Origin of the sequence: Pseudomonas sp. MWU12-2029, assembly GCF_023242425.1 — a bacterium.
GTDB lineage: Bacteria > Pseudomonadota > Gammaproteobacteria > Pseudomonadales > Pseudomonadaceae > Aquipseudomonas > Aquipseudomonas kribbensis.
In genome coordinates, this window is sequence record NZ_JALJDY010000008.1 from 236391 (window position 1) to 255239 (window position 18849).

Here is an 18849-nt window from a genome sequence, read left to right on the forward strand (position 1 = left end):
GTGACCTGTTTTGGTGCGTGTCCGGGAGGACGTGATGAATCTGGAAAGCAAATGGCTCGAGGACTTCAGTGCCCTGGCCGCCACCCGCAGCTTCTCGCAGGCAGCCGAACGGCGCTTCGTGACCCAGCCGGCCTTCAGTCGGCGGATCCGCAGCCTGGAAGCGGCGCTCGGGCTGACGCTGGTCAACCGCTCGCGCACGCCGGTCGAGCTGACGGCAGCGGGGCAACTGTTTCTGGTGACCGCGCGCACCGTGGTTGAACAGCTCGGTGAAGTGCTGCGCCACCTGCATCACCTGGAAGGCGGGCAGGGTGAAGTGATCCAGGTCGCGGCGGCGCACTCGCTGGCGCTGGGTTTCTTCCCGCGCTGGATCGCGCAACTGCGCAACGAAGGCCTGAACATCGCCACGCGGCTGGTGGCGACCAACGTTGGCGATGCGGTGCACGCGCTGCGTGAAGGTGGCTGCGATCTGATGCTGGCGTTCTATGACCCGGACGCGGCAATGCAAATGGACCCGGAAATTTTTCCGTCACTGCACTTGGGCCAGACCGAAATGCTCCCGGTTTGCGCAGCGGATGCGGATGGCAAGCCGTTGTTCGATCTGGAAGGCGAGGCCAGTGTGCCGTTGCTTGCCTACAGCGCCGGGGCATTTCTCGGCCGTTCAGTGAACGGCTTGCTGCGCCAGCGACAGCTGCGCTTCACCACGATTTATGAAACCGCCATGGCCGACAGCCTTAAAAGCATGGCCCTGGAAGGCCTAGGCATTGCCTGGGTTCCGCAACTGAGCGTGCGTGCCGAACTGGCCCGGGGCGAACTGGTGGTCTGCGGCGGCCCGCAATGGCATGTGCCGCTGGAAATTCGCCTGTACCGCTGCGCGCTGGTGCGCAAGGCCAACGTGCGGTTGTTGTGGCGCAAGCTTGAAGGCGGTGCCGCACAATCTTCCTGAATGCGCTGGCGCTGACCTTTGAGTCAATAAAACCGGGGCTTTGGCTCATTTGACAGATGGTCGCAACGGGGGCTGTTTATTGCTTTCTTTGCGGTATACTGCGCGGCCTTCGGCCGGTTCGTCCGGCCATTTTTCCTACAACAAGCCACGCAATCTGCGTGGCTTGTTGTTTTTGACGCGCCTGCGGGCGCCCAGAGAGAAGAGGCGCGACGATGAGTGCACTGGTTGGCGTGATCATGGGCTCCAAGTCCGATTGGTCCACCCTTAGCCACACCGCCGATATGCTGGAAAAGCTCGGCATCCCGTACGAGGTCAAGGTGGTTTCTGCCCACCGCACCCCGGATCTGCTGTTCCAGTACGCTGAAGAGGCCGAAGGCCGCGGCATCGAGGTGATCATCGCCGGTGCCGGTGGTGCGGCCCACCTGCCAGGCATGTGTGCGGCCAAGACCCACCTGCCGGTGCTGGGCGTTCCGGTGCAGTCGGCCATGCTTTCGGGCGTCGATTCGCTGCTGTCGATCGTACAGATGCCGGCCGGCATTCCGGTTGCCACCCTGGCCATCGGCAAGGCCGGTGCGATCAACGCCGCGCTGCTGTCGGCGAGCATCCTGGGCGCCAAGCATCCACAATTCCACGCGGTACTGAAGACCTTCCGTGCCGAGCAGACGGACAGCGTCCTGGACAATCCAGACCCACGTATTGCCTGAGGTTGTTGAGATGAAGATCGGTGTAATCGGTGGCGGCCAGTTGGGTCGCATGTTGGCCCTGGCGGGCACCCCGCTGGGCATGAACTTCGCTTTCCTCGACCCTGCGCCGGACGCTTGCGCCGCTGCGCTGGGCGAACACCTGCGGGCCGATTACGGCGATCAGGATCATCTGCGTCAGCTGGCCGATGAAGTCGATCTGGTGACCTTCGAGTTCGAAAGCGTCCCGGCCGAAACCGTGGCGTTCCTTTCGCAGTTCGTGCCGGTCTACCCGAGCGCCGAAGCCCTGCGCATCGCTCGCGACCGCTGGTTCGAGAAGAGCATGTTCAAGGACCTGGGGATCCCGACCCCGGCGTTCGCCGACATCCAGTCGCAAGCCGATCTGGACGCCGCCGTCGCTTCGATCGGCCTGCCTGCCGTGCTGAAAACCCGCACCCTGGGTTACGACGGCAAGGGCCAGAAAGTCCTGCGCAAGCCGGAAGACGTGGTCGATACCTTCGCTGAACTGGGCAGCGTGCCTTGCCTGCTGGAAGGCTTCGTGCCGTTCACCGGTGAAGTGTCGCTGATCGCCGTGCGTGCCCGTGATGGCGAGACGAAGTTCTATCCGCTGGTGCACAACACCCACGACAGCGGCATTCTCAAGCTGTCGGTCGCCAGCTCCGGTCACCCGCTGCAGGCCCTGGCTGAAGATTACTCCAGCCGCGTCCTCAAGCAGCTGGACTATGTCGGCGTGATGGCGTTCGAGTTCTTTGAAGTCGACGGTGGCCTCAAGGCCAACGAAATCGCCCCGCGCGTGCACAACTCCGGTCACTGGACCACCGAAGGCGCCGAGTGCAGCCAATTCGAGAACCACCTGCGGGCCGTTGCCGGTCTGCCGCTGGGGTCGACGGCCAAGGTCGGCGAGAGCGCGATGCTCAACTTCATCGGCGTCGTGCCGCCGGTCGAAAAGGTCATCGCCATCGACGATTGCCATCTGCATCACTACGGCAAGGCCTTCAAGGCCGGGCGCAAGGTCGGTCACGCCAACCTGCGTTGCAAGGACAAGGCGACCCTCGAACAGCAGATCCTCAAGGTCGAGGCGCTGATCGCCGAGTAACGAGAGTTTCATCTGGCAGCGGCGGAACCATTAAGGGCCGCCGTTCTCTGATGGCAGGATGCCAAAGTCTGACTAGGCTTTGGCATATCGACCAATTCAGAGGGAAATGCCATGGGAATTATCGGAACCATCTTTATCGGCCTGATCGTCGGCCTGCTGGCACGGTTCCTCAAGCCGGGCGATGACAGCATGGGCTGGATCATGACCATCCTGCTGGGCATCGGCGGTTCGCTGGCAGCCACCTACGGCGGCCAGGCTCTGGGCATTTATCACGCGGGCCAGGGCGCCGGTTTCTTCGGTGCGCTGGTGGGCGCGATCATCCTGCTGGTGATCTACGGCCTGATCAAAAAGAACTGATCCAAAGCGACAAAGCCCTCTCTGCCAAACCGGTGGAGAGGGCTAGAATGCTCGGCGATTTACTGTTTCCTTTTTCCTACGAGCATCTTCATGCGCCGTCTTCTGTTGACTCTCCTTTTGCTGGGCAGCGGTCTGGCCCACGCCGGCGAACTGCCGGAAACCGACTGGCTGGAACTGATGCCCAAGTCGGATCAGAAAGCCCTTGAGGCCATGCCTGAAATCGACCACAACTCTCCGGAAGCCACCGGCACCTTCACCCAGAAAGGCGGGATGAAGCAGGCCAAGGGGTTGCCGGCGGTGATGTATTCGACCAAGACCGTGGCGTCGATGAACGACAAGCACATCCGCATCGGTGGTTATCCGGTGCCGCTGGAGTCGGACGCCAAGGGCCGCAGCACGCTGTTTTTCCTCGTGCCGTACCCGGGCGCCTGCATCCACGTGCCGCCACCGCCACCGAATCAACTGGTGCTGGTGCGCTACCCCAAGGGTTTGAAGCTGGACGACATCTACACGCCGCTGTGGGTGACCGGCACGCTGAAGATCGAAAAGGTCAGCAATGACCTGGCCGATGCAGCCTATGCGCTGGAAGCGGACAAGGTGCGGGTGGTGCAGGAAAAGGATCTGTAATCCCGAGCAGTAAAAAAAATCGCAGCCCAAGGGCTGCGATTTTTGTTTTCAGAGCGGCTTGCTGCCGACGCTGACACCCATGGTGTGACTGGCATCCGGCGCGAGGGTCACGATGTCATCCATCACATTCGCCGTTTCGATGCACAACATCCGCTGCCAGCCATCGTTATCCATGTCGCTGAACGCGGCGGCGCGGTCGATCCACGGGTTCCAGATGACCGCCGTGCGTGAGCCGGTAGCGGTCAGCATGATGCGCCGCTCCCAGGCCGGATCGACGATGCTCAGTTGCGGCGGAGCGTCGAGGTAGATGCGGTCGGTTTCCCCGGCAAAACGCAAGTCGCCTTGCTGAGTGTGCGTCTTCCAGTCATCCAGGGTCTCGATGTAGTTCAGGCCGTTCACGCCTTCGACACGCACGTTGCGCACATCGCTGACGGCGAAATAGCTGTGCAGCGCCTGGCTGATGCTGACGGTGTCGGCACCGCGGTTGTGGCTGGTCAGGCTGATGTGCAGCTGATCGTCGAGGCGCAGGGTCAGCGTCAGGTCAACCTGATGCGGCCAGCCCGCAAAGCCGCCTTCGGGGTAGGGCAGGGTGAACTCGACCTTCAGGCTTTCGCCCTCGGTTTCGATACCGCCCAGCTCCCAGTCCATCGCCCGGACAAACCCGTGGGCGGCCGCCGGCTCTTCGCTGACGCGCATGGCCTGCACGCTCTGCGGGTTGCGGGCGAAGACGCCGAACCACGGCCAGCACACCGGCACGCCGGCGCGGATGCTCTTGCCGGTCTTGAACACGGCCTTGTCGTTCAGCCAGATCAGCGGCGGCTGGCCGTCCACCTGATAACTGAGGATGTGCGCGCCTTGCTGGGCCACCAGCACTTCGGCCTGACCGTGGCGGATGCGCCAGCAGTTCAGTTCATCCAGTTTCACGGCTTCAACGTTGGGCGTGTTCATGGGACAACTCTCGAATCAGCAACTTGGGACGACTATCGACCTTCAAACGGCCGCGAGGTTTAACGTGCGCGTGGCGGAACCGAACGGGTGCGACCGCTGCCATCGATAGCCACGAACACGAACACCGCTTCGGTCACTTTACGCCACTCGCTGGACAGCGGATCGTCGCTCCACACCTCGACCATCATCTGGATCGAGCTGCGGCCGATTTCCAGTGTCTGGGTATAGAAGGACAATTGCGCGCCGACGGCCACCGGCACCAGAAACGCCATGCGGTCAATGGCAACGGTCGCGACACGGCCACCGGCGACGCGGCTGGCCATTGCAGTGCCGGCCAAGTCCATCTGCGCCACCAGCCAGCCGCCGAAAATATCGCCGAAGCCGTTGGTTTCGCGAGGAAGCGCGGTGATTTGCAGGGCCAGGTCGCCTTGCGGGATCGGATCTTCTTGTTCGAGCTCTATCATGCCGGGGGTGCCTCTGACCCGTGACTCTTCGTTGGGTATTGCTGGTGGTAGCCGTCTTCAGGAAAAACGATTCAGCACCGAACATACTACGTTCGTCACGTTTTCCATAAGGCAACTAAAGGGGAAACTCTGCGAAACCGACTGGTTCAACGCGCCAAGGCGACCAGCAACGTTTTCGCACAGCAACCCCCTACAAACCGGAGCAGGATTGCGAGTATATCGGTCGGTAGACTCCGCGACGACCATCCGGTTCTCATTTCGACCGTCAAATACGCGCCTCTATGTGCTTTTTCGAACAATTTGCTATGGTGCCGAACCTGCCCGAGCCACAGCCAGCGTTGTTGTGGCGGCAGATCCGACTATAAGAGAAGACCTTGCCATGACCACAGCGCCCTCGAGCATCGCGCAGCCAGACCAACCCGCACGACCCTTGACCCGCAATGACTACAAGACTCTGTCGCTATCGGCCCTGGGCGGTGCGCTGGAGTTCTACGATTTCATCATTTTCGTGTTCTTTGCCACCGTGGTCGGCAAGTTGTTCTTCCCCGCCGACATGCCCGAGTGGCTGCGCCTGATGCAGACCTTCGGCATCTTCGCTGCCGGTTACCTTGCGCGGCCGCTGGGCGGGATCGTGATGGCGCACTTCGGCGACCTGCTGGGGCGCAAGAAGATGTTCACCCTGAGCATCTTCATGATGGCCGTGCCGACCCTGATCATGGGCCTGCTGCCGACCTACGCGCAGATCGGCATGTGGGCGCCGATCCTGCTGCTGTTGATGCGCGTCATTCAGGGCGCGGCGATTGGCGGTGAAGTGCCGGGGGCATGGGTCTTCGTTTCCGAACACGTGCCCGGAAAGCATGTCGGCTATGCCTGCGGCACCCTGACCAGCGGCCTGACGGCGGGCATCCTGCTCGGCTCGCTGGTCGCCACCGCGATCAACAGCATTTATACGCCGGTGGAAGTTTCGGATTACGCCTGGCGGATTCCGTTCCTGCTTGGCGGCGTGTTCGGCCTGTTCTCGGTCTACCTGCGCCGCTGGCTGCACGAAACCCCGGTGTTCGCTGAACTGCAACAGCGCAAGGCCCTGGCCGAAGAAGTGCCGCTGCGCGCGGTGCTGCGTGACCATCGTGGGGCCATCGCGGTTTCGATGCTGCTGACCTGGCTGCTGTCTGCCGGCATCGTCGTGGTGATCCTGATGACCCCGACCGTGCTGCAGACGGTCTATCACTTCTCGCCGACGATGGCGCTGCAATCCAACAGCCTGGCCATCGTCTTCCTGAGTCTGGGTTGCATCATTTCCGGCGCGCTGGCGGATCGCTTCGGCGCCGGTCGGGTGTTCGTGTTCGGCTGCCTGGGCTTGCTGGCCAGCTCCTGGACGTTCTATCACAGCCTCGCCGATCACCCGGACTGGCTGTTCCCGCTGTATGCACTGACCGGTTTCCTGGTCGGCACCATCGGCGCGGTGCCGTACGTGATGGTCAAGGCGTTCCCGCCGGTGGTGCGCTTCAGCGGTCTGTCCTTCTCTTATAACGTCGCCTACGCGATCTTCGGCGGCCTGACCCCGATGGTGGTCAGCCTGCTGCTGAAAGAAAGTGCGATGGGGCCGGCCTATTACGTGGCGGTGCTGTGCGGGATGGGGATCCTGGTCGGCGCCTGGCTGTGGAGCAAGGGGCGGTAATTCATCCCACATGTTCGGTTACAACTGAAAGGCCAGCCTTCCGACAGGGGATGCTGGCCTTTCATCCAATTGTCATATTTCAGCCATAGAGTGTTCACACGGCCTGCTGATACTTGGCCCCGACTTAACACCCCCTATCTGCTAGGAGTAAGGCATGAAACTGAAGCGTTTGATGGCGGCAATGACTTTTGTCGCTGCTGGCGTTGCGACCGCCAACGCGTTCGCCGCTGTTGACCCGTCGATCCCGAGCTACACCAAGACCACTGGTGTGTCGGGCAACCTGTCCAGCGTCGGCTCCGATACTCTGGCCAACCTCATGACCTTGTGGGCCGAGAACTACAAGAAAGAATACCCGAACGTAAACATCCAGATTCAGGCCGCTGGCTCCGCCACCGCGCCACCTGCGCTGACCGAAGGCACCTCCAACCTGGGCCCGATGAGCCGCAAGATGAAGGACACCGAACTGGCGGCCTTCGAACAGAAATACGGCTACAAGCCAACCGCTATCCCGGTTGCCGTGGACGCCCTGGCTGTATTCGTACACAAGGACAACCCGATCCAGCACCTGACCATGGAACAGGTTGACGCGATCTTCTCGTCCACCCGTCTGTGCGGCGCCAAAGCCGATGTTAAAACCTGGGGCGACCTGGGCGTGACCGGCGACCTGGCCAACAAGCCGGTTCAGCTGTTCGGCCGTAACTCGGTATCCGGCACCTACGGCTACTTCAAGGAAGAAGCCCTGTGCAAAGGCGACTACAAGCCTAACGTCAACGAACAACCTGGCTCGGCTTCGGTCGTGCAGTCGATCAGCTCCTCGCTGAACGGCATCGGTTACTCGGGCATCGGCTACAAGACCGCCAGCGTGAAAACCGTTGCTCTGTCGAAGAAAGGCAGCACCGAGTTCATCGAAGACAGCGAAGAAAACGCCCTGAACGGCAAGTACCCACTGTCCCGCTTCCTGTACGTGTACGTGAACAAGGCCCCGAACAAGCCTCTGGCCCCGCTGGAAGCCGAGTTCGTGAAACTGGTTCTGTCGAAACAGGGCCAGGAAGTGGTAGTGAAAGACGGTTACATCCCACTGCCGGCCAAGGTTGCTGCAAAAGCACTGGCTGACCTGGGTCTGCAGGAAGGCGGCGCTGAAGTCGCAAAAAAGTAACAAACTGAGTCAGGGGTGAACCCCGCCTGACTCCCGTGTGGGGCCCGGCCCGCAAGCGGCCCGGCCCCCACACTCCCCGAATTCTTTTATCCACTGCCAGTGCCCTGCTGGCGGCGGATTTGGTGCGTCACTGCATTGTCATCTTTCTGTCATACAGGATCGCTAGGGTGTGCGCATGAATGATCTGGCCAATTCCAAAATGACTACGAACCCTCCCAAGCGCATTGATTTCAATACGCCTGAGTTGCAACGCAAGCGCCGCATTCGCGCGCTCAAGGATCGCTTCACCCGTTGGTACGTCCTCGTCGGCGGTCTGGCGGTGCTGGCAGCCATCACCCTGATCTTCTTCTTCCTCGCCTACGTCGTCGCGCCCCTGTTCAAGGGTGCCGAACTGACCGCGAAAGACGCCATTACCCCAGCCTGGATGCAGGACGCCGGCAAGCCACTGATGATTTCGCTCGAAGAGCAGAATCAGGTGGCCATGCGCGTTTCCGACAAGGGCCAGGCGCTGTTCTTCGATATCGACAGTGGCGCTGAGTTGAAGCGCGTCGATCTGCCGTTGCCGGCAGGCGCCAGTGTGACCTCCATCGGCGAAGACCAGCCGGGCCATCCGCTGGTGGCCGTGGGCCTGTCCAACGGTCAGGCGCTGGTGTTCCGTCACACCTATAAAGTCAGCTACCCGGAAGGCAAGAAAACCATCACCCCGGCGATCGAGTTCCCGTACGGCGAAGCGCCGATTGCGCTGAACGAGAGCGGCGGTGCGCTGGAGCACGTCAGCCTCAACGCCACCGACTCGACCCTGATGCTGGTGGGCTCCACCGGTTCGCAACTCAACGTGCTGTCGCTGACCAGCGAAGAAAACATGATGACCGGCGAAGTCACCAACGAGCAGAAGCGTATCGATCTGCCGCAGATGACCGAGCCGGTTAAAAACATCTTCGTCGACCCGCGCCAGCAATGGCTGTATGTGGTTAACGGTCGCGCCCAGGCCGACGTGTTCAGCCTGCGCGACAAGAGCCTCAACGGTCGCTACAAGCTGCTGGAAAACGCTGACGCGCAAGTCACTGCCGCCACTCAACTGGTGGGCGGCATCTCGCTGATCGTCGGTGACTCCACCGGTGGTCTGGCCCAGTGGTTCATGGCCCGCGACACCGATGGCGAGCTGCGCCTGAAGCAGATCCGCACCTTCCAGATGGGCAAGACGCCGATCGTTGAAATCACCGCCGAGGAGCGCCGCAAGGGCTTCGTTGCCCTGGATGCTTCCGGCAAGCTCGGCGTGTTCCACAGCACCGCGCACCGCACCTTGCTGGTCGATCAGGTGGTCGAAGGCCAGGGCCTGTTCGGTCTGTCGCCACGGGCCAACCGTGTGATCGTCGAAGCCGGCGGCAAGTTGCAACCGCTGCTGCTCGACAACCCGCACCCGGAAGTGTCGTGGAGCGCGCTGTGGAGCAAGGTCTGGTACGAGAACTACGACGAGCCTAAATACGTCTGGCAATCGACTGCGGCCAACACCGATTTCGAACCGAAACTGAGCCTGTCGCCACTGACCTTCGGCACCCTGAAAGCCGCGTTCTACGCGATGCTGCTGGCGGCGCCGCTGGCCGTCGCTGCTGCTATCTACACCGCGTACTTCATGGCCCCGGGCATGCGCCGCAAGGTCAAACCGGTGATCGAACTGATGGAAGCGATGCCGACGGTGATCCTCGGCTTCTTCGCCGGCCTGTTCCTCGCACCGTATGTGGAAGGACATCTGCCGGGCATCTTCAGCCTGCTGATGCTGCTGCCGATCGGCATCCTGGTGGCCGGTTTCACCTTCAGCCGCCTGCCTGAATCGATCCGCCTGAAAGTCCCGGACGGTTGGGAAAGTGCGCTGCTGATCCCGGTAATCCTGTTCGTGGGCTGGCTGTCGCTGTACATGAGCCCGTTCATGGAGAACTGGTTCTTCGGCGGTGACATGCGCATGTGGATCTCCCACGACCTGGGCATCACTTACGACCAGCGCAACGCACTGGTGGTCGGTCTGGCCATGGGCTTCGCGGTGATCCCGAACATCTACTCGATCGCCGAAGACGCCGTGTTCAGCGTGCCACGCGGCCTGACCCTGGGCTCGCTGGCCCTCGGTGCCACGCCGTGGCAGACCATGACTCGCGTGGTGATCCTGACCGCCAGCCCGGGCATCTTCTCGGCGCTGATGATCGGCATGGGCCGTGCAGTCGGCGAGACCATGATCGTGCTGATGGCCACCGGCAACACCCCGGTCATGGAAATGAACCTGTTCGAAGGCCTGCGCACCCTGGCGGCCAACGTCGCGGTGGAAATGCCGGAGTCGGAAGTCGGCGGCAGCCACTACCGCGTGCTGTTCCTCTCGGCGCTGGTGCTGCTGTTGTTCACCTTCGTCATGAACACCCTCGCGGAACTGATTCGTCAGCGTCTGCGCAAGAAATACTCGTCGCTTTAAGAAAGGTAGAAGTCTGTGAAACAGAACTCCCTGAATGGATGGTTCAAGAGCGGCGCCCCGGGCGTCTGGATCAGCGGTGGCGCGGTGTCCATCGCGGTCATCATGACCATTGGCCTGCTGGCGGTGATTGCCGTGCGCGGTCTGGGTCACTTCTGGCCGGCGGACCTGATCCACGCCAGCTACAACGTCCCCGGCCAAGGCAATCACCTGGTCATCGGCGAAGTGGTGCAGAAGGAAGAAGTGCCCCGCGCACGCCTGAAGAGCGCCGGCTTGCCGGTGCCTGACCAGGGCCCGGAATTCATGACCCGCGAGCTGATCAAGGTCGGCAACCGCGACCTGAACGGCAACGACTTCACCTGGATCGTCGGCGAGTGGCTGACCGATCAGAAGAACCCGCCGGAGCTGATGGCGCTGGAGCGTCGTGAGTGGGGTAACTTCTACGGCTACCTGGTCAACGTCAAACAGGACGGCAAGGTCATCGCCGAAGGCGAAGCGGCCTGGCCCGAGCTGCAGGCGCGAATCAACCGTGTGAACGGCCTCGCCGCGCAACTCAAGACCCTGGAAAAAACCGACATCGGCGCGATCAACGCCGGTCTCGAGCGCATCCGTCTACATGGCCGCAAACTGGAACTGGAAGGCAAGCTCGACGCCACCGCGCAAGCGGACATGGACGCCGAACGTGCCGAGCTGAATGCCCGCTATCAGGACATTGAGGCACGTCTGGCCGATCTGCACGCGCAGTTCAACCGCGATGCCCTGACCGCTCGCGATGCCAACGGCAAGGAAATCGAAATCGGCCTGGGCAAAGTGGTTCACGCTTACCAGCCGAATGCCATGGGTACCTTCACCAAGGTCGGCTTCTACTTCAGCAAGGTCTGGGAATTCCTGTCCGACGACCCGCGTGAAGCGAACACCGAAGGCGGGATTTTCCCGGCGATCTTCGGCACCGTGATGATGACCCTGATCATGGCGATGATCGTGACCCCGTTCGGCGTGCTGGCGGCGGTGTACCTGCGTGAATACGCCAAGCAGAACACCCTGACCCGGGTGATCCGGATCGCGGTGAACAACCTGGCGGGTGTTCCGGCCATTGTTTACGGCGTGTTCGGTCTGGGCTTCTTCGTTTACGTGCTGGGTGGCTCGCTCGACCGTCTGTTCTTCCCGGAAGCGCTGCCGGCACCGACCTTCGGTACGCCGGGTCTGCTCTGGGCTTCGTTGACCCTGGCGCTGCTGGCGGTGCCGGTGGTGATCGTGGCCACCGAAGAAGGTCTGGCGCGTATCCCGCGTACCGTGCGTGAAGGCTCGCTGGCCCTCGGCGCGACCAAGGCTGAAACCCTGTGGAAGATCGTTCTGCCGATGGCCAGCCCGGCGATGATGACCGGCATGATCCTCGCGGTGGCCCGTGCCGCCGGTGAAGTGGCGCCGCTGATGCTGGTGGGTGTGGTGAAACTGGCGCCGTCGCTGCCGGTGGATGGCAACTACCCGTACCTGCACCTGGACCAGAAGATCATGCACCTGGGCTTCCACATCTACGACGTCGGCTTCCAGAGCCCGAACGTTGAAGCCGCACGACCGCTGGTGTACGCCACCGCGTTGCTGCTGGTGCTGGTGATTGCCGTGCTCAACCTGTCGGCAGTGTGGATTCGTAACCACCTGCGCGAGAAGTACAAGGCGCTGGACAGCTGATCGCCGTCACAAGAATTGAAGGGCTGCCGGCCTGATTCCCGGCAGCCAACCGAACCGAATTTGTTAGCACAGGGGATCTCCCATGCAGCACGAAACACATACCCACGGCATCAACATGTCTGCCCTGGGCCGCGACAAGCAGAGCCTGAACCTCGAACAGGAAACCGTGGCCATCGAAGTGCCGGGCCTGAGCCTGTTCTACGGCGAGAAACAAGCGCTGTACGACGTCAGCATGAACATTCCGAAACAGCGCGTGACAGCCTTCATCGGCCCGTCCGGCTGCGGCAAGTCCACGCTGCTGCGTACCTTCAACCGCATGAACGACCTGGTGGACGGCTGCCGCGTCGAAGGCGCGATCAACCTGTACGGCAACAACATCTACCGCAAGGGCGAGGACGTGGCCGAGCTGCGTCGCCGGGTCGGCATGGTGTTCCAGAAGCCTAACCCGTTCCCGAAGACCATCTACGAAAACGTGGTCTACGGCCTGCGCATCCAGGGCATCAACAAGAAGCGCATCCTCGACGAAGCCGTCGAGTGGGCACTGAAGGGCGCGGCCCTGTGGGACGAAGTGAAAGACCGTCTGCATGACTCGGCACTCGGCCTGTCCGGCGGTCAGCAGCAGCGTCTGGTGATCGCCCGTACCATCGCCGTGGAGCCGGAAGTGCTGCTGCTCGACGAACCGTGCTCGGCCCTCGATCCGATCTCGACCCTGAAAGTCGAAGAGCTGATCTACGAACTCAAATCCAAGTTCACCATCGTCATCGTGACCCACAACATGCAGCAGGCGGCGCGGGTGTCCGACTACACGGCGTTCATGTACATGGGCAAACTGGTGGAATTCGGCGACACCGATACCCTGTTCACCAATCCGGCCAAGAAGCAGACCGAAGACTACATCACCGGTCGTTACGGCTAGCAGACGCTGGTTGTCGCTCACTGAATTGACGCTCGCACCTTACCGGACGCTCCAAGGACGCCAACATGATTAGTAAAGAAGGCCTTACCCATCACATTTCCGCGCAGTTCAACGCCGAACTGGAAGAAGTGCGCAGCCACCTGCTGGCCATGGGCGGGCTGGTCGAGAAGCAGGTCAACGACGCGGTCACCGCGCTGATCGAGGCCGACTCGGGCCTGGCCCAGCAAGTGCGCGAGATCGACGACCAGATCAACCAGATGGAACGCAACATCGACGAAGAATGCCTGCGCATTCTGGCCCGTCGTCAGCCGGCGGCGTCCGACCTGCGTCTGATCATCAGCATCTCCAAGTCGGTGATCGACCTTGAGCGCATCGGCGACGAAGCGACCAAGATCGCCCGTCGTGCGATCCAGCTGTGTGAGGAAGGCGAAGCGCCGCGCGGTTACGTCGAAGTGCGTCACATCGGCGACCAGGTGCGCAACATGGTCCGCGATGCGCTGGACGCGTTTGCCCGCTTCGACGCCGATCTGGCGCTGTCGGTGGCGCAGTACGACAAGATCATCGACCGCGAATACAAGACCGCCCTGCGCGAGCTGGCGACCTACATGATGGAAGACCCGCGCTCTATCTCGCGGGTCTTGAGCATCATCTGGGTGCTGCGCTCGCTGGAGCGGATCGGCGACCACGCACGCAACATCTCGGAACTGGTGATTTACCTGGTGCGCGGCACCGACGTGCGCCACATGGGCCTCAAGCGCATGAAGGAAGAAGTTGAAGGGACAAGTGGCGAAACCGCTAATGTTCCGGGCGATGCTGACGATAAGTAAGATTGCCTGAGAAAAGCGCCCGGCCCTTTGGCCGGGCGTTTTTGTTTCTGCTTTTCATAGGCAGAAGCGAATTAAAAAGCAGCACCCGCGAACGAAAAGTCCCGGCGTGACTGAAGAGTTTTGGCAATGTGCCATCAGCCAGCGTTATGCTTGCCGGGATTTTAATAGGGGTGTTGGATGAGCAAGATCAGTGTGTTGGTCGTGGACGATGCATCGTTCATTCGTGACCTGGTGAAAAAGTGCCTGCGTAATTACTTCCCGGGGATCCGCACCGAGGACGCCGTCAACGGTAAAAAAGCCCAGGCCATGCTGGCCAAGGAAGCTTTCGACCTGGTGCTGTGCGACTGGGAAATGCCGGAAATGTCCGGTCTCGAACTGCTGACCTGGTGCCGTGAGCAGGACAACCTCAAGACCATGCCGTTCATCATGGTCACCAGCCGTGGCGACAAGGAAAACGTGGTGCAGGCGATTCAGGCCGGCGTTTCCGGCTACGTCAGCAAGCCGTTCACCAACGAGCAGTTGCTGACCAAGGTCAAGCAGGCCCTGAACAAGGTGGGCAAGCTCGACACCCTGATGAACAGCGCCCCGACCAAGATGAACTCGGCATTCGGCAACGACTCCCTGAGCGCACTGACCGGCGGCAAGGCTGCAGTGGTCGGCTCCGCGCCGTCTGCGCCTGCGGCCAACCCGTTTGCCAAGCCTGCCGCTGCCGCCCCGGCACCCGCCGCCGCGCCACAGCGTGGCCTGCTCAACAGCCCGCCCGTGAAAGCCCCGGCAGCCTCTGCTGCTCCGGCCAGTGGTCGTGGCCAGGGTCAGTTGCGTCTGCCAAGCGGCACCCAGCAATGCGTGATCAAGGCCCTGAGCATCAAGGAAGCGCTGCTGGTGGTGAAGCGCACCGACACCCTGCCGCAGATCCTCGACAGCGCCGTGCTCGATCTGGAGCAGGGCGACAACGCCGAAATCGCCCGACTCAACGGCTACCTGCACGCCGTCGTCGCCCACGAGCCGAAACCCGACAGCGACTGGTTGCAACTGACCTTCCGCTTCGTCGACCAGGACGCGCAAAAGCTCGACTACATCTCCCGCCTGATCGCCCGCGGCACGGCGCAGAAGCACTTCGTTCCGGGCGCGTAAGCATCGCGGGCAAAAGAAGACCGCCGCCTGACACAGGCTGCGGTCTTTTTTCATGCTGTGCCAAATTTGAAACATCTGTCGACTAGCCTGGTCTGCTTCAGCTGCTAGGCTCATTCCCAGGCCTTACTCGACAGAACTTTTGCCCATGCCCCTGCGCCTGCTGTTTTTCTGTGGTCTGTTCATGGCCTCCACCTCGACTGTGGCCATGACGATCTACAAATCCACCGATGCCAACGGAGTGGTTTCGTACAGCGACCGTCCGAGCAAAGGCTCCCAGGTATTCGTGTTTCAGGACCGGATGGTCGAGAGGCTCGAGCGTCAGGTCTATCTCGACATCAAGAAGCAGAAGGGCACGGATGTGGTGTTCGTGCGCAACGACCTGTATGCGCCGGTCGAGGTCGCACTGGCGTTCACCGGGATGAGCAATGTGCGAGGCGCGCCAACGGAAACGATCCGCCGGGTGCTGCCGGCGCGCAGCAATACGCGACTGGCGCTGCTGACGGCGGTGTCTGGCGGCAAGCCGTTGGTTTACACGCCGCAGTTCCAGTATTCCCTCGGCGACCCCGCAGGCGCCGCCCAGAGCTATCGCTATCCGTTTCCCTGGCGTGGCGGTCCCTTCCGCCTGAGTCAGGGCGCCAACGGCGACTACAGCCACTACGGGCCGAAGAACAAATACGCGATGGACATCGCCATGCCGGTGGGCACTCCGATCATCGCGGCGCGGGCCGGGGTGGTGGTGAAGATCGAGAACTCGCAGAACGGGCGCGGCACCGATCCTTCCGGCAATTTCGTGCGGGTGCTGCACGACGACGGCACGATGGGTGTGTACCTGCATCTCAAGCAAGGGTCGGTGAGTGTGCGGGAAGGGCAGCGAGTGGCGGTGGGCAGTCCGCTGGCGTTGTCCGGGAACACCGGCAACAGCAGCGGCCCGCACCTGCACTTCGTGGTGCAGCGAAATACCGGAGGGGGGCTGGTATCGATTCCGTATCAGTTCAACCAGCCGCTGGGGGCGTTGCCCAACTTTGCGTTGGGCAAGCGGTAATCCCCGTCAGTCGAGCATCAGCACCTTGGCCAGAATGATCTTCGGACCTTTCATCTTCTTGATGATGATCCGCAGCCCTTCGACTTCCAGCACTTCTTCCTCTTCCGGTACCCGTTTCAGGGTTTCGTAGATCAGCCCGGCGAGGGTTTCGGCTTCGATGTGGTCCAGGTCGATACCCAGCAGGCGCTCGACCTTGAACAGCGGCGTATCGCCCCGCACCAGCAGTTTGCCCGGCTGGTAGGCGAGGATGCCGCGCTCGGCCTTGCGGTGTTCGTCCTGGATATCGCCGACCAGCACTTCCAGCACGTCTTCCATGGTCAGGTAGCCGATGATGTTGCCGTCGGCTTCTTCGACCACGGCGAAGTGCGAGCCGCCCTTGCGGAACTGCTCAAGCAACTGCGACAGCGGCATATGCCGCGACACGCGCTCCAGCGGGCGGGTCAGTTCGGCAAGGTTGAACGACTCGGGAATGTGGTCCAGCGCCGCCAGTTCCAGCAGCAGATCCTTGATGTGCAGCAGGCCGACGAATTCCTTGCGCTCGCTGTCGTATACCGGATAGCGGCTGAACTTGTGGCGACGGAACATCGCCAGGATTTCTTTCAGCGGTGCGTTGAACTCGAGGGTGATCAAGTCTTCCCGGGAGTTGGCCCAGTCGACCACTTCCAGTTCGCCCATTTCCACCGCCGAGGCCAGCACGCGCATGCCCTGGTCGCTCGGGTCCTGGCCACGGCTGGAGTGCAGGATCAGTTTCAGTTCTTCACGGCTGTAATGATGCTCGTGATGCGGGCCGGGTTCACCCTGGCCAGCAATGCGCAGGATGGTGTTGGCGCTGGCGTTGAGCAGGTAGATCGCCGGGTACATGGCCCAGTAGAACAGGTACAGCGGCACCGCCGTCCACAGCGACAGCAGCTCGGGTTTGCGGATCGCCCAGGACTTGGGTGCGAGCTCGCCGACCACGATGTGCAGGTAGGAAATGATGAAGAATGCGGTGAAGAACGAGATGCCTTTGACCACTTCCGCCGACTGCACGCCGACCGCGCTCAGCAGCGGCTCGAGAATGTGCGCGAACGCCGGCTCACCGACCCAGCCCAGGCCGAGGGAGGCGAGGGTGATACCGAGCTGGCACGCCGAGAGATACGCATCGAGCTGACTGTGTACGGTGCGCAGGATGTGCCCGCGCCAGCCGTGCTGTTCAGCGATGGCTTCGACCCGGGTCGAGCGCAGTTTGACCATGGCGAATTCCGCCGCAACGAAGAAGCCGTTGAGCAGAACCAGGATCAGAGCGAAAAGAATCATGCCGAAATCGGCGAATATTGTTGCGAGGGACAAGCCAGGGGAAGGGTCCATGATGGAGTTTTGCGGGTTCCGTGTGATTCGTAAGAGAGAAGAAATCGCGCCTGAAAGGCAGGCGCAAGTCAGCCAATGTAGCGGCTGACCTGGCGATTGCCTAGTCCGGCATTACTCAGCGGCGCTGATGAGCCGTGTCTGGGCGACCTGCGCCGGGGCGAAATGGCAAGTGAACGTGCTGCCGTGGCCGGGCACGCTACTGATCTCCATCCGCGCGCGATGGCGCAACAACACGTGTTTGACGATGGCCAGGCCCAGGCCCGTGCCGCCGGTGTTGGAGTTGCGGCTGGAGTCGACGCGGTAGAAGCGTTCGGTCAGGCGCGGCAGGTGTTTGCTGTCGATGCCGATCCCGGAGTCCTGCACGCTCAGGTGTGCGCCCTGATCGTCGCCCCACCAGCGGATTCGGATATTGCCTTCGGCCGGGGTGTATTTGACGGCGTTGAACACCAGGTTGGAAAACGCACTGCGCAGTTCCGCCTCGCTGCCCTTGAGCAGGATGCTGGCGTCGGCTTCCAGGGTGATTTTCTGATTCTTCGACCCCGACAGCTGCTGTGCATCGCTCTTGATCGACTGCAACAGGGTGTCGATGTGCACCGGCTGGTTGTCCGACGGGTAATCGGTGGCTTCCAGTTTGGCCAGCAGCAGCAAGTCGTTGAGCAGGGTCTGCATGCGTCCGCCCTGTTGCTGCATCTGCTGCAGGGCGCGGCTCCAGCGCGGGTTCACTTCCTCGACGTTGTCGAGCAGGGTTTCCAGGTAGCCGCAGATCACCGTCAGCGGGGTGCGCAGCTCATGGGAGACGTTGGCGATGAAGTCCTTGCGCATCTGTTCCAGTTGATGGATGCGCGTGACGTCGCGCACCAGCATCAAGTGTTCGTTGTTGCCGTAGCGCGTGAGGTACATCTGGATGCGCACGCGGTCGTTGGTCGGCGAGGGGATTTCCAGCGGCTCGGCGTAGTTTTCCTGCTCGAAGTATTCCTTGAAGCGCGGATGGCGGACCAGGTTGGTCACTGGCTGGCCGCTGTCTTGCGGGGTCTTGAGGCCGAGCAGGGTTTCGGCGGCGCGGTTCCACCATTCAAGGTTGCCGTCGCTGTCGAGCATGATCACCGCGTCTTTCAGTGCGGCGGTGGACTCCTGAACGCGGTCGATCACCGCTTGCAGGCGTCCGCGTACCCGTTGGTCGCGGCGTTGCAGGTGGTAGATGCTGTCGAACACCTCGCCCCACAGACCGTAGCCGTCGGGCGGTGCTTCATCGGGCTGGTGCAGGCGCAGCCATTCGTGCAGACGCAGCAGTTGCTTGAGCGTCCAGGCCAGGTACAGGCCCAGCCCCGCCGCGAGGCTCCAGCCGTAGTAGCCGGTGATCAGGCCGATCACCAGGCAGCCGGTGACCAGCAACAGCATGTGGCGAATCAGGGTGCCATGCCAGTTTTGATTCACGGGAAATACGGTCCTTGTCAGCGAGTCTGGCGGTC

At 61.8% G+C, this 18849-nt stretch carries 17 protein-coding genes; 13 read left to right on the forward strand and 4 right to left on the reverse strand.

The genetic code is table 11. The annotated features are described in order from the left end of the window. The first annotated feature begins 34 nt into the window (after positions 1-34). The 5 genes from M5B44_RS20940 (at position 35) to M5B44_RS20960 (ending at position 3724) form a co-directional block, all read left to right on the forward strand. The gene (locus M5B44_RS20940; protein ID WP_248740371.1) at positions 35-943 is read left to right on the forward strand and encodes a LysR substrate-binding domain-containing protein; all 909 of its coding nucleotides are present in this window, start codon (positions 35-37) and stop codon (positions 941-943) included. A 212-nt stretch (positions 944-1155) separates the two neighbouring features. Then, complete coding sequence (purE, locus tag M5B44_RS20945; RefSeq protein ID WP_007954291.1) at positions 1156-1647, forward strand: 5-(carboxyamino)imidazole ribonucleotide mutase; 492 nt, start codon at positions 1156-1158, stop codon at positions 1645-1647. Positions 1648-1657: 10 nt separating this feature from the next. Further along, positions 1658-2740 (forward strand): 5-(carboxyamino)imidazole ribonucleotide synthase, encoded by a 1083-nt coding sequence (locus M5B44_RS20950; protein ID WP_085708810.1) that lies wholly within the window; start codon positions 1658-1660, stop codon positions 2738-2740. A gap of 111 nt (positions 2741-2851) precedes the next feature. Next, positions 2852-3097, forward strand: coding sequence for a GlsB/YeaQ/YmgE family stress response membrane protein (locus tag M5B44_RS20955; RefSeq protein ID WP_114886415.1), 246 nt, complete (start codon positions 2852-2854; stop codon positions 3095-3097). A gap of 90 nt (positions 3098-3187) precedes the next feature. Next, positions 3188-3724 carry a DUF3299 domain-containing protein gene (locus M5B44_RS20960; protein WP_085708811.1) on the forward strand — a complete coding sequence of 179 codons (537 nt, stop codon included), beginning with the start codon at positions 3188-3190 and terminating at the stop codon, positions 3722-3724. Between the two features lie 48 nt (positions 3725-3772). Here M5B44_RS20960 and M5B44_RS20965 read toward each other — a convergent pair whose 3' ends face one another. Beyond that, on the reverse strand, positions 3773-4672 hold the full coding sequence (locus M5B44_RS20965; protein ID WP_248740372.1) for a D-hexose-6-phosphate mutarotase: 900 nt from the start codon (positions 4670-4672) through the stop codon (positions 3773-3775). A 59-nt stretch (positions 4673-4731) separates the two neighbouring features. Further along, entirely contained in the window at positions 4732-5136 is a 405-nt protein-coding gene (locus M5B44_RS20970; protein WP_003229628.1) for an acyl-CoA thioesterase, read from the reverse strand. A gap of 379 nt (positions 5137-5515) precedes the next feature. On the opposite strand from M5B44_RS20970, the gene M5B44_RS20975 reads away from it, so the two are divergent. The 8 genes from M5B44_RS20975 to M5B44_RS21010 all read left to right on the forward strand — a co-directional run bounded on the left by M5B44_RS20975 (position 5516) and on the right by M5B44_RS21010 (position 16033). After that, the gene (locus M5B44_RS20975) at positions 5516-6814 is read left to right on the forward strand and encodes an MFS transporter (RefSeq protein WP_119426847.1); all 1299 of its coding nucleotides are present in this window, start codon (positions 5516-5518) and stop codon (positions 6812-6814) included. A 154-nt stretch (positions 6815-6968) separates the two neighbouring features. Beyond that, the gene (locus M5B44_RS20980) at positions 6969-7970 is read left to right on the forward strand and encodes a phosphate ABC transporter substrate-binding protein PstS (RefSeq protein ID WP_085708814.1); all 1002 of its coding nucleotides are present in this window, start codon (positions 6969-6971) and stop codon (positions 7968-7970) included. Between the two features lie 424 nt (positions 7971-8394). Continuing rightward, positions 8395-10428: an ABC transporter permease subunit gene (locus tag M5B44_RS20985; RefSeq protein WP_170931577.1), complete on the forward strand. Its 2034-nt coding sequence runs from the start codon at positions 8395-8397 to the stop codon at positions 10426-10428. Positions 10429-10443: 15 nt separating this feature from the next. Next, positions 10444-12114, forward strand: coding sequence for a phosphate ABC transporter permease PstA (gene pstA, locus M5B44_RS20990; protein WP_248740373.1), 1671 nt, complete (start codon positions 10444-10446; stop codon positions 12112-12114). Positions 12115-12196: 82 nt separating this feature from the next. Beyond that, entirely contained in the window at positions 12197-13030 is an 834-nt protein-coding gene (pstB, locus tag M5B44_RS20995) for a phosphate ABC transporter ATP-binding protein PstB (RefSeq protein WP_065258233.1), read from the forward strand. A 65-nt stretch (positions 13031-13095) separates the two neighbouring features. Beyond that, positions 13096-13857, forward strand: a complete 762-nt coding sequence (gene phoU / locus M5B44_RS21000) for a phosphate signaling complex protein PhoU (RefSeq protein ID WP_007954334.1) — start codon at positions 13096-13098, stop codon at positions 13855-13857. 177 nt (positions 13858-14034) lie between these two features. Then, positions 14035-14991, forward strand: coding sequence for a response regulator (locus tag M5B44_RS21005; RefSeq protein ID WP_134828539.1), 957 nt, complete (start codon positions 14035-14037; stop codon positions 14989-14991). A 145-nt stretch (positions 14992-15136) separates the two neighbouring features. Then, positions 15137-16033 carry a peptidoglycan DD-metalloendopeptidase family protein gene (locus tag M5B44_RS21010; protein ID WP_085708818.1) on the forward strand — a complete coding sequence of 299 codons (897 nt, stop codon included), beginning with the start codon at positions 15137-15139 and terminating at the stop codon, positions 16031-16033. A gap of 6 nt (positions 16034-16039) precedes the next feature. On the opposite strand, the gene M5B44_RS21015 is transcribed toward M5B44_RS21010, so the two are convergent. Next, positions 16040-17380 (reverse strand): hemolysin family protein, encoded by a 1341-nt coding sequence (locus M5B44_RS21015; RefSeq protein WP_007954342.1) that lies wholly within the window; start codon positions 17378-17380, stop codon positions 16040-16042. A 111-nt stretch (positions 17381-17491) separates the two neighbouring features. Then, the gene (gene phoR / locus M5B44_RS21020) at positions 17492-18814 is read right to left on the reverse strand and encodes a phosphate regulon sensor histidine kinase PhoR (RefSeq protein WP_305834480.1); all 1323 of its coding nucleotides are present in this window, start codon (positions 18812-18814) and stop codon (positions 17492-17494) included. Between the last annotated feature and the right edge of the window lie 35 nt (positions 18815-18849).

What these genes read in the sequence shown, in the direction of transcription:
- M5B44_RS20940 (WP_248740371.1), top strand. Translation starts at nt 35, where the DNA reads ATGAATCTGGAAAGCAAATGGCTCGAGGACTTCAGTGCCCTGGCCGCC.
- purE (WP_007954291.1), top strand. Translation starts at nt 1,156, where the DNA reads ATGAGTGCACTGGTTGGCGTGATCATGGGCTCCAAGTCCGATTGGTCC.
- M5B44_RS20950 (WP_085708810.1), top strand. Translation starts at nt 1,658, where the DNA reads ATGAAGATCGGTGTAATCGGTGGCGGCCAGTTGGGTCGCATGTTGGCC.
- M5B44_RS20955 (WP_114886415.1), top strand. Translation starts at nt 2,852, where the DNA reads ATGGGAATTATCGGAACCATCTTTATCGGCCTGATCGTCGGCCTGCTG.
- M5B44_RS20960 (WP_085708811.1), top strand. Translation starts at nt 3,188, where the DNA reads ATGCGCCGTCTTCTGTTGACTCTCCTTTTGCTGGGCAGCGGTCTGGCC.
- M5B44_RS20965 (WP_248740372.1), bottom strand. Translation starts at nt 4,672, where the DNA reads ATGAACACGCCCAACGTTGAAGCCGTGAAACTGGATGAACTGAACTGC.
- M5B44_RS20970 (WP_003229628.1), bottom strand. Translation starts at nt 5,136, where the DNA reads ATGATAGAGCTCGAACAAGAAGATCCGATCCCGCAAGGCGACCTGGCC.
- M5B44_RS20975 (WP_119426847.1), top strand. Translation starts at nt 5,516, where the DNA reads ATGACCACAGCGCCCTCGAGCATCGCGCAGCCAGACCAACCCGCACGA.
- M5B44_RS20980 (WP_085708814.1), top strand. Translation starts at nt 6,969, where the DNA reads ATGAAACTGAAGCGTTTGATGGCGGCAATGACTTTTGTCGCTGCTGGC.
- M5B44_RS20985 (WP_170931577.1), top strand. Translation starts at nt 8,395, where the DNA reads ATGCAGGACGCCGGCAAGCCACTGATGATTTCGCTCGAAGAGCAGAAT.
- pstB (WP_065258233.1), top strand. Translation starts at nt 12,197, where the DNA reads ATGCAGCACGAAACACATACCCACGGCATCAACATGTCTGCCCTGGGC.
- phoU (WP_007954334.1), top strand. Translation starts at nt 13,096, where the DNA reads ATGATTAGTAAAGAAGGCCTTACCCATCACATTTCCGCGCAGTTCAAC.
- M5B44_RS21005 (WP_134828539.1), top strand. Translation starts at nt 14,035, where the DNA reads ATGAGCAAGATCAGTGTGTTGGTCGTGGACGATGCATCGTTCATTCGT.
- M5B44_RS21010 (WP_085708818.1), top strand. Translation starts at nt 15,137, where the DNA reads ATGCCCCTGCGCCTGCTGTTTTTCTGTGGTCTGTTCATGGCCTCCACC.
- M5B44_RS21015 (WP_007954342.1), bottom strand. Translation starts at nt 17,380, where the DNA reads ATGGACCCTTCCCCTGGCTTGTCCCTCGCAACAATATTCGCCGATTTC.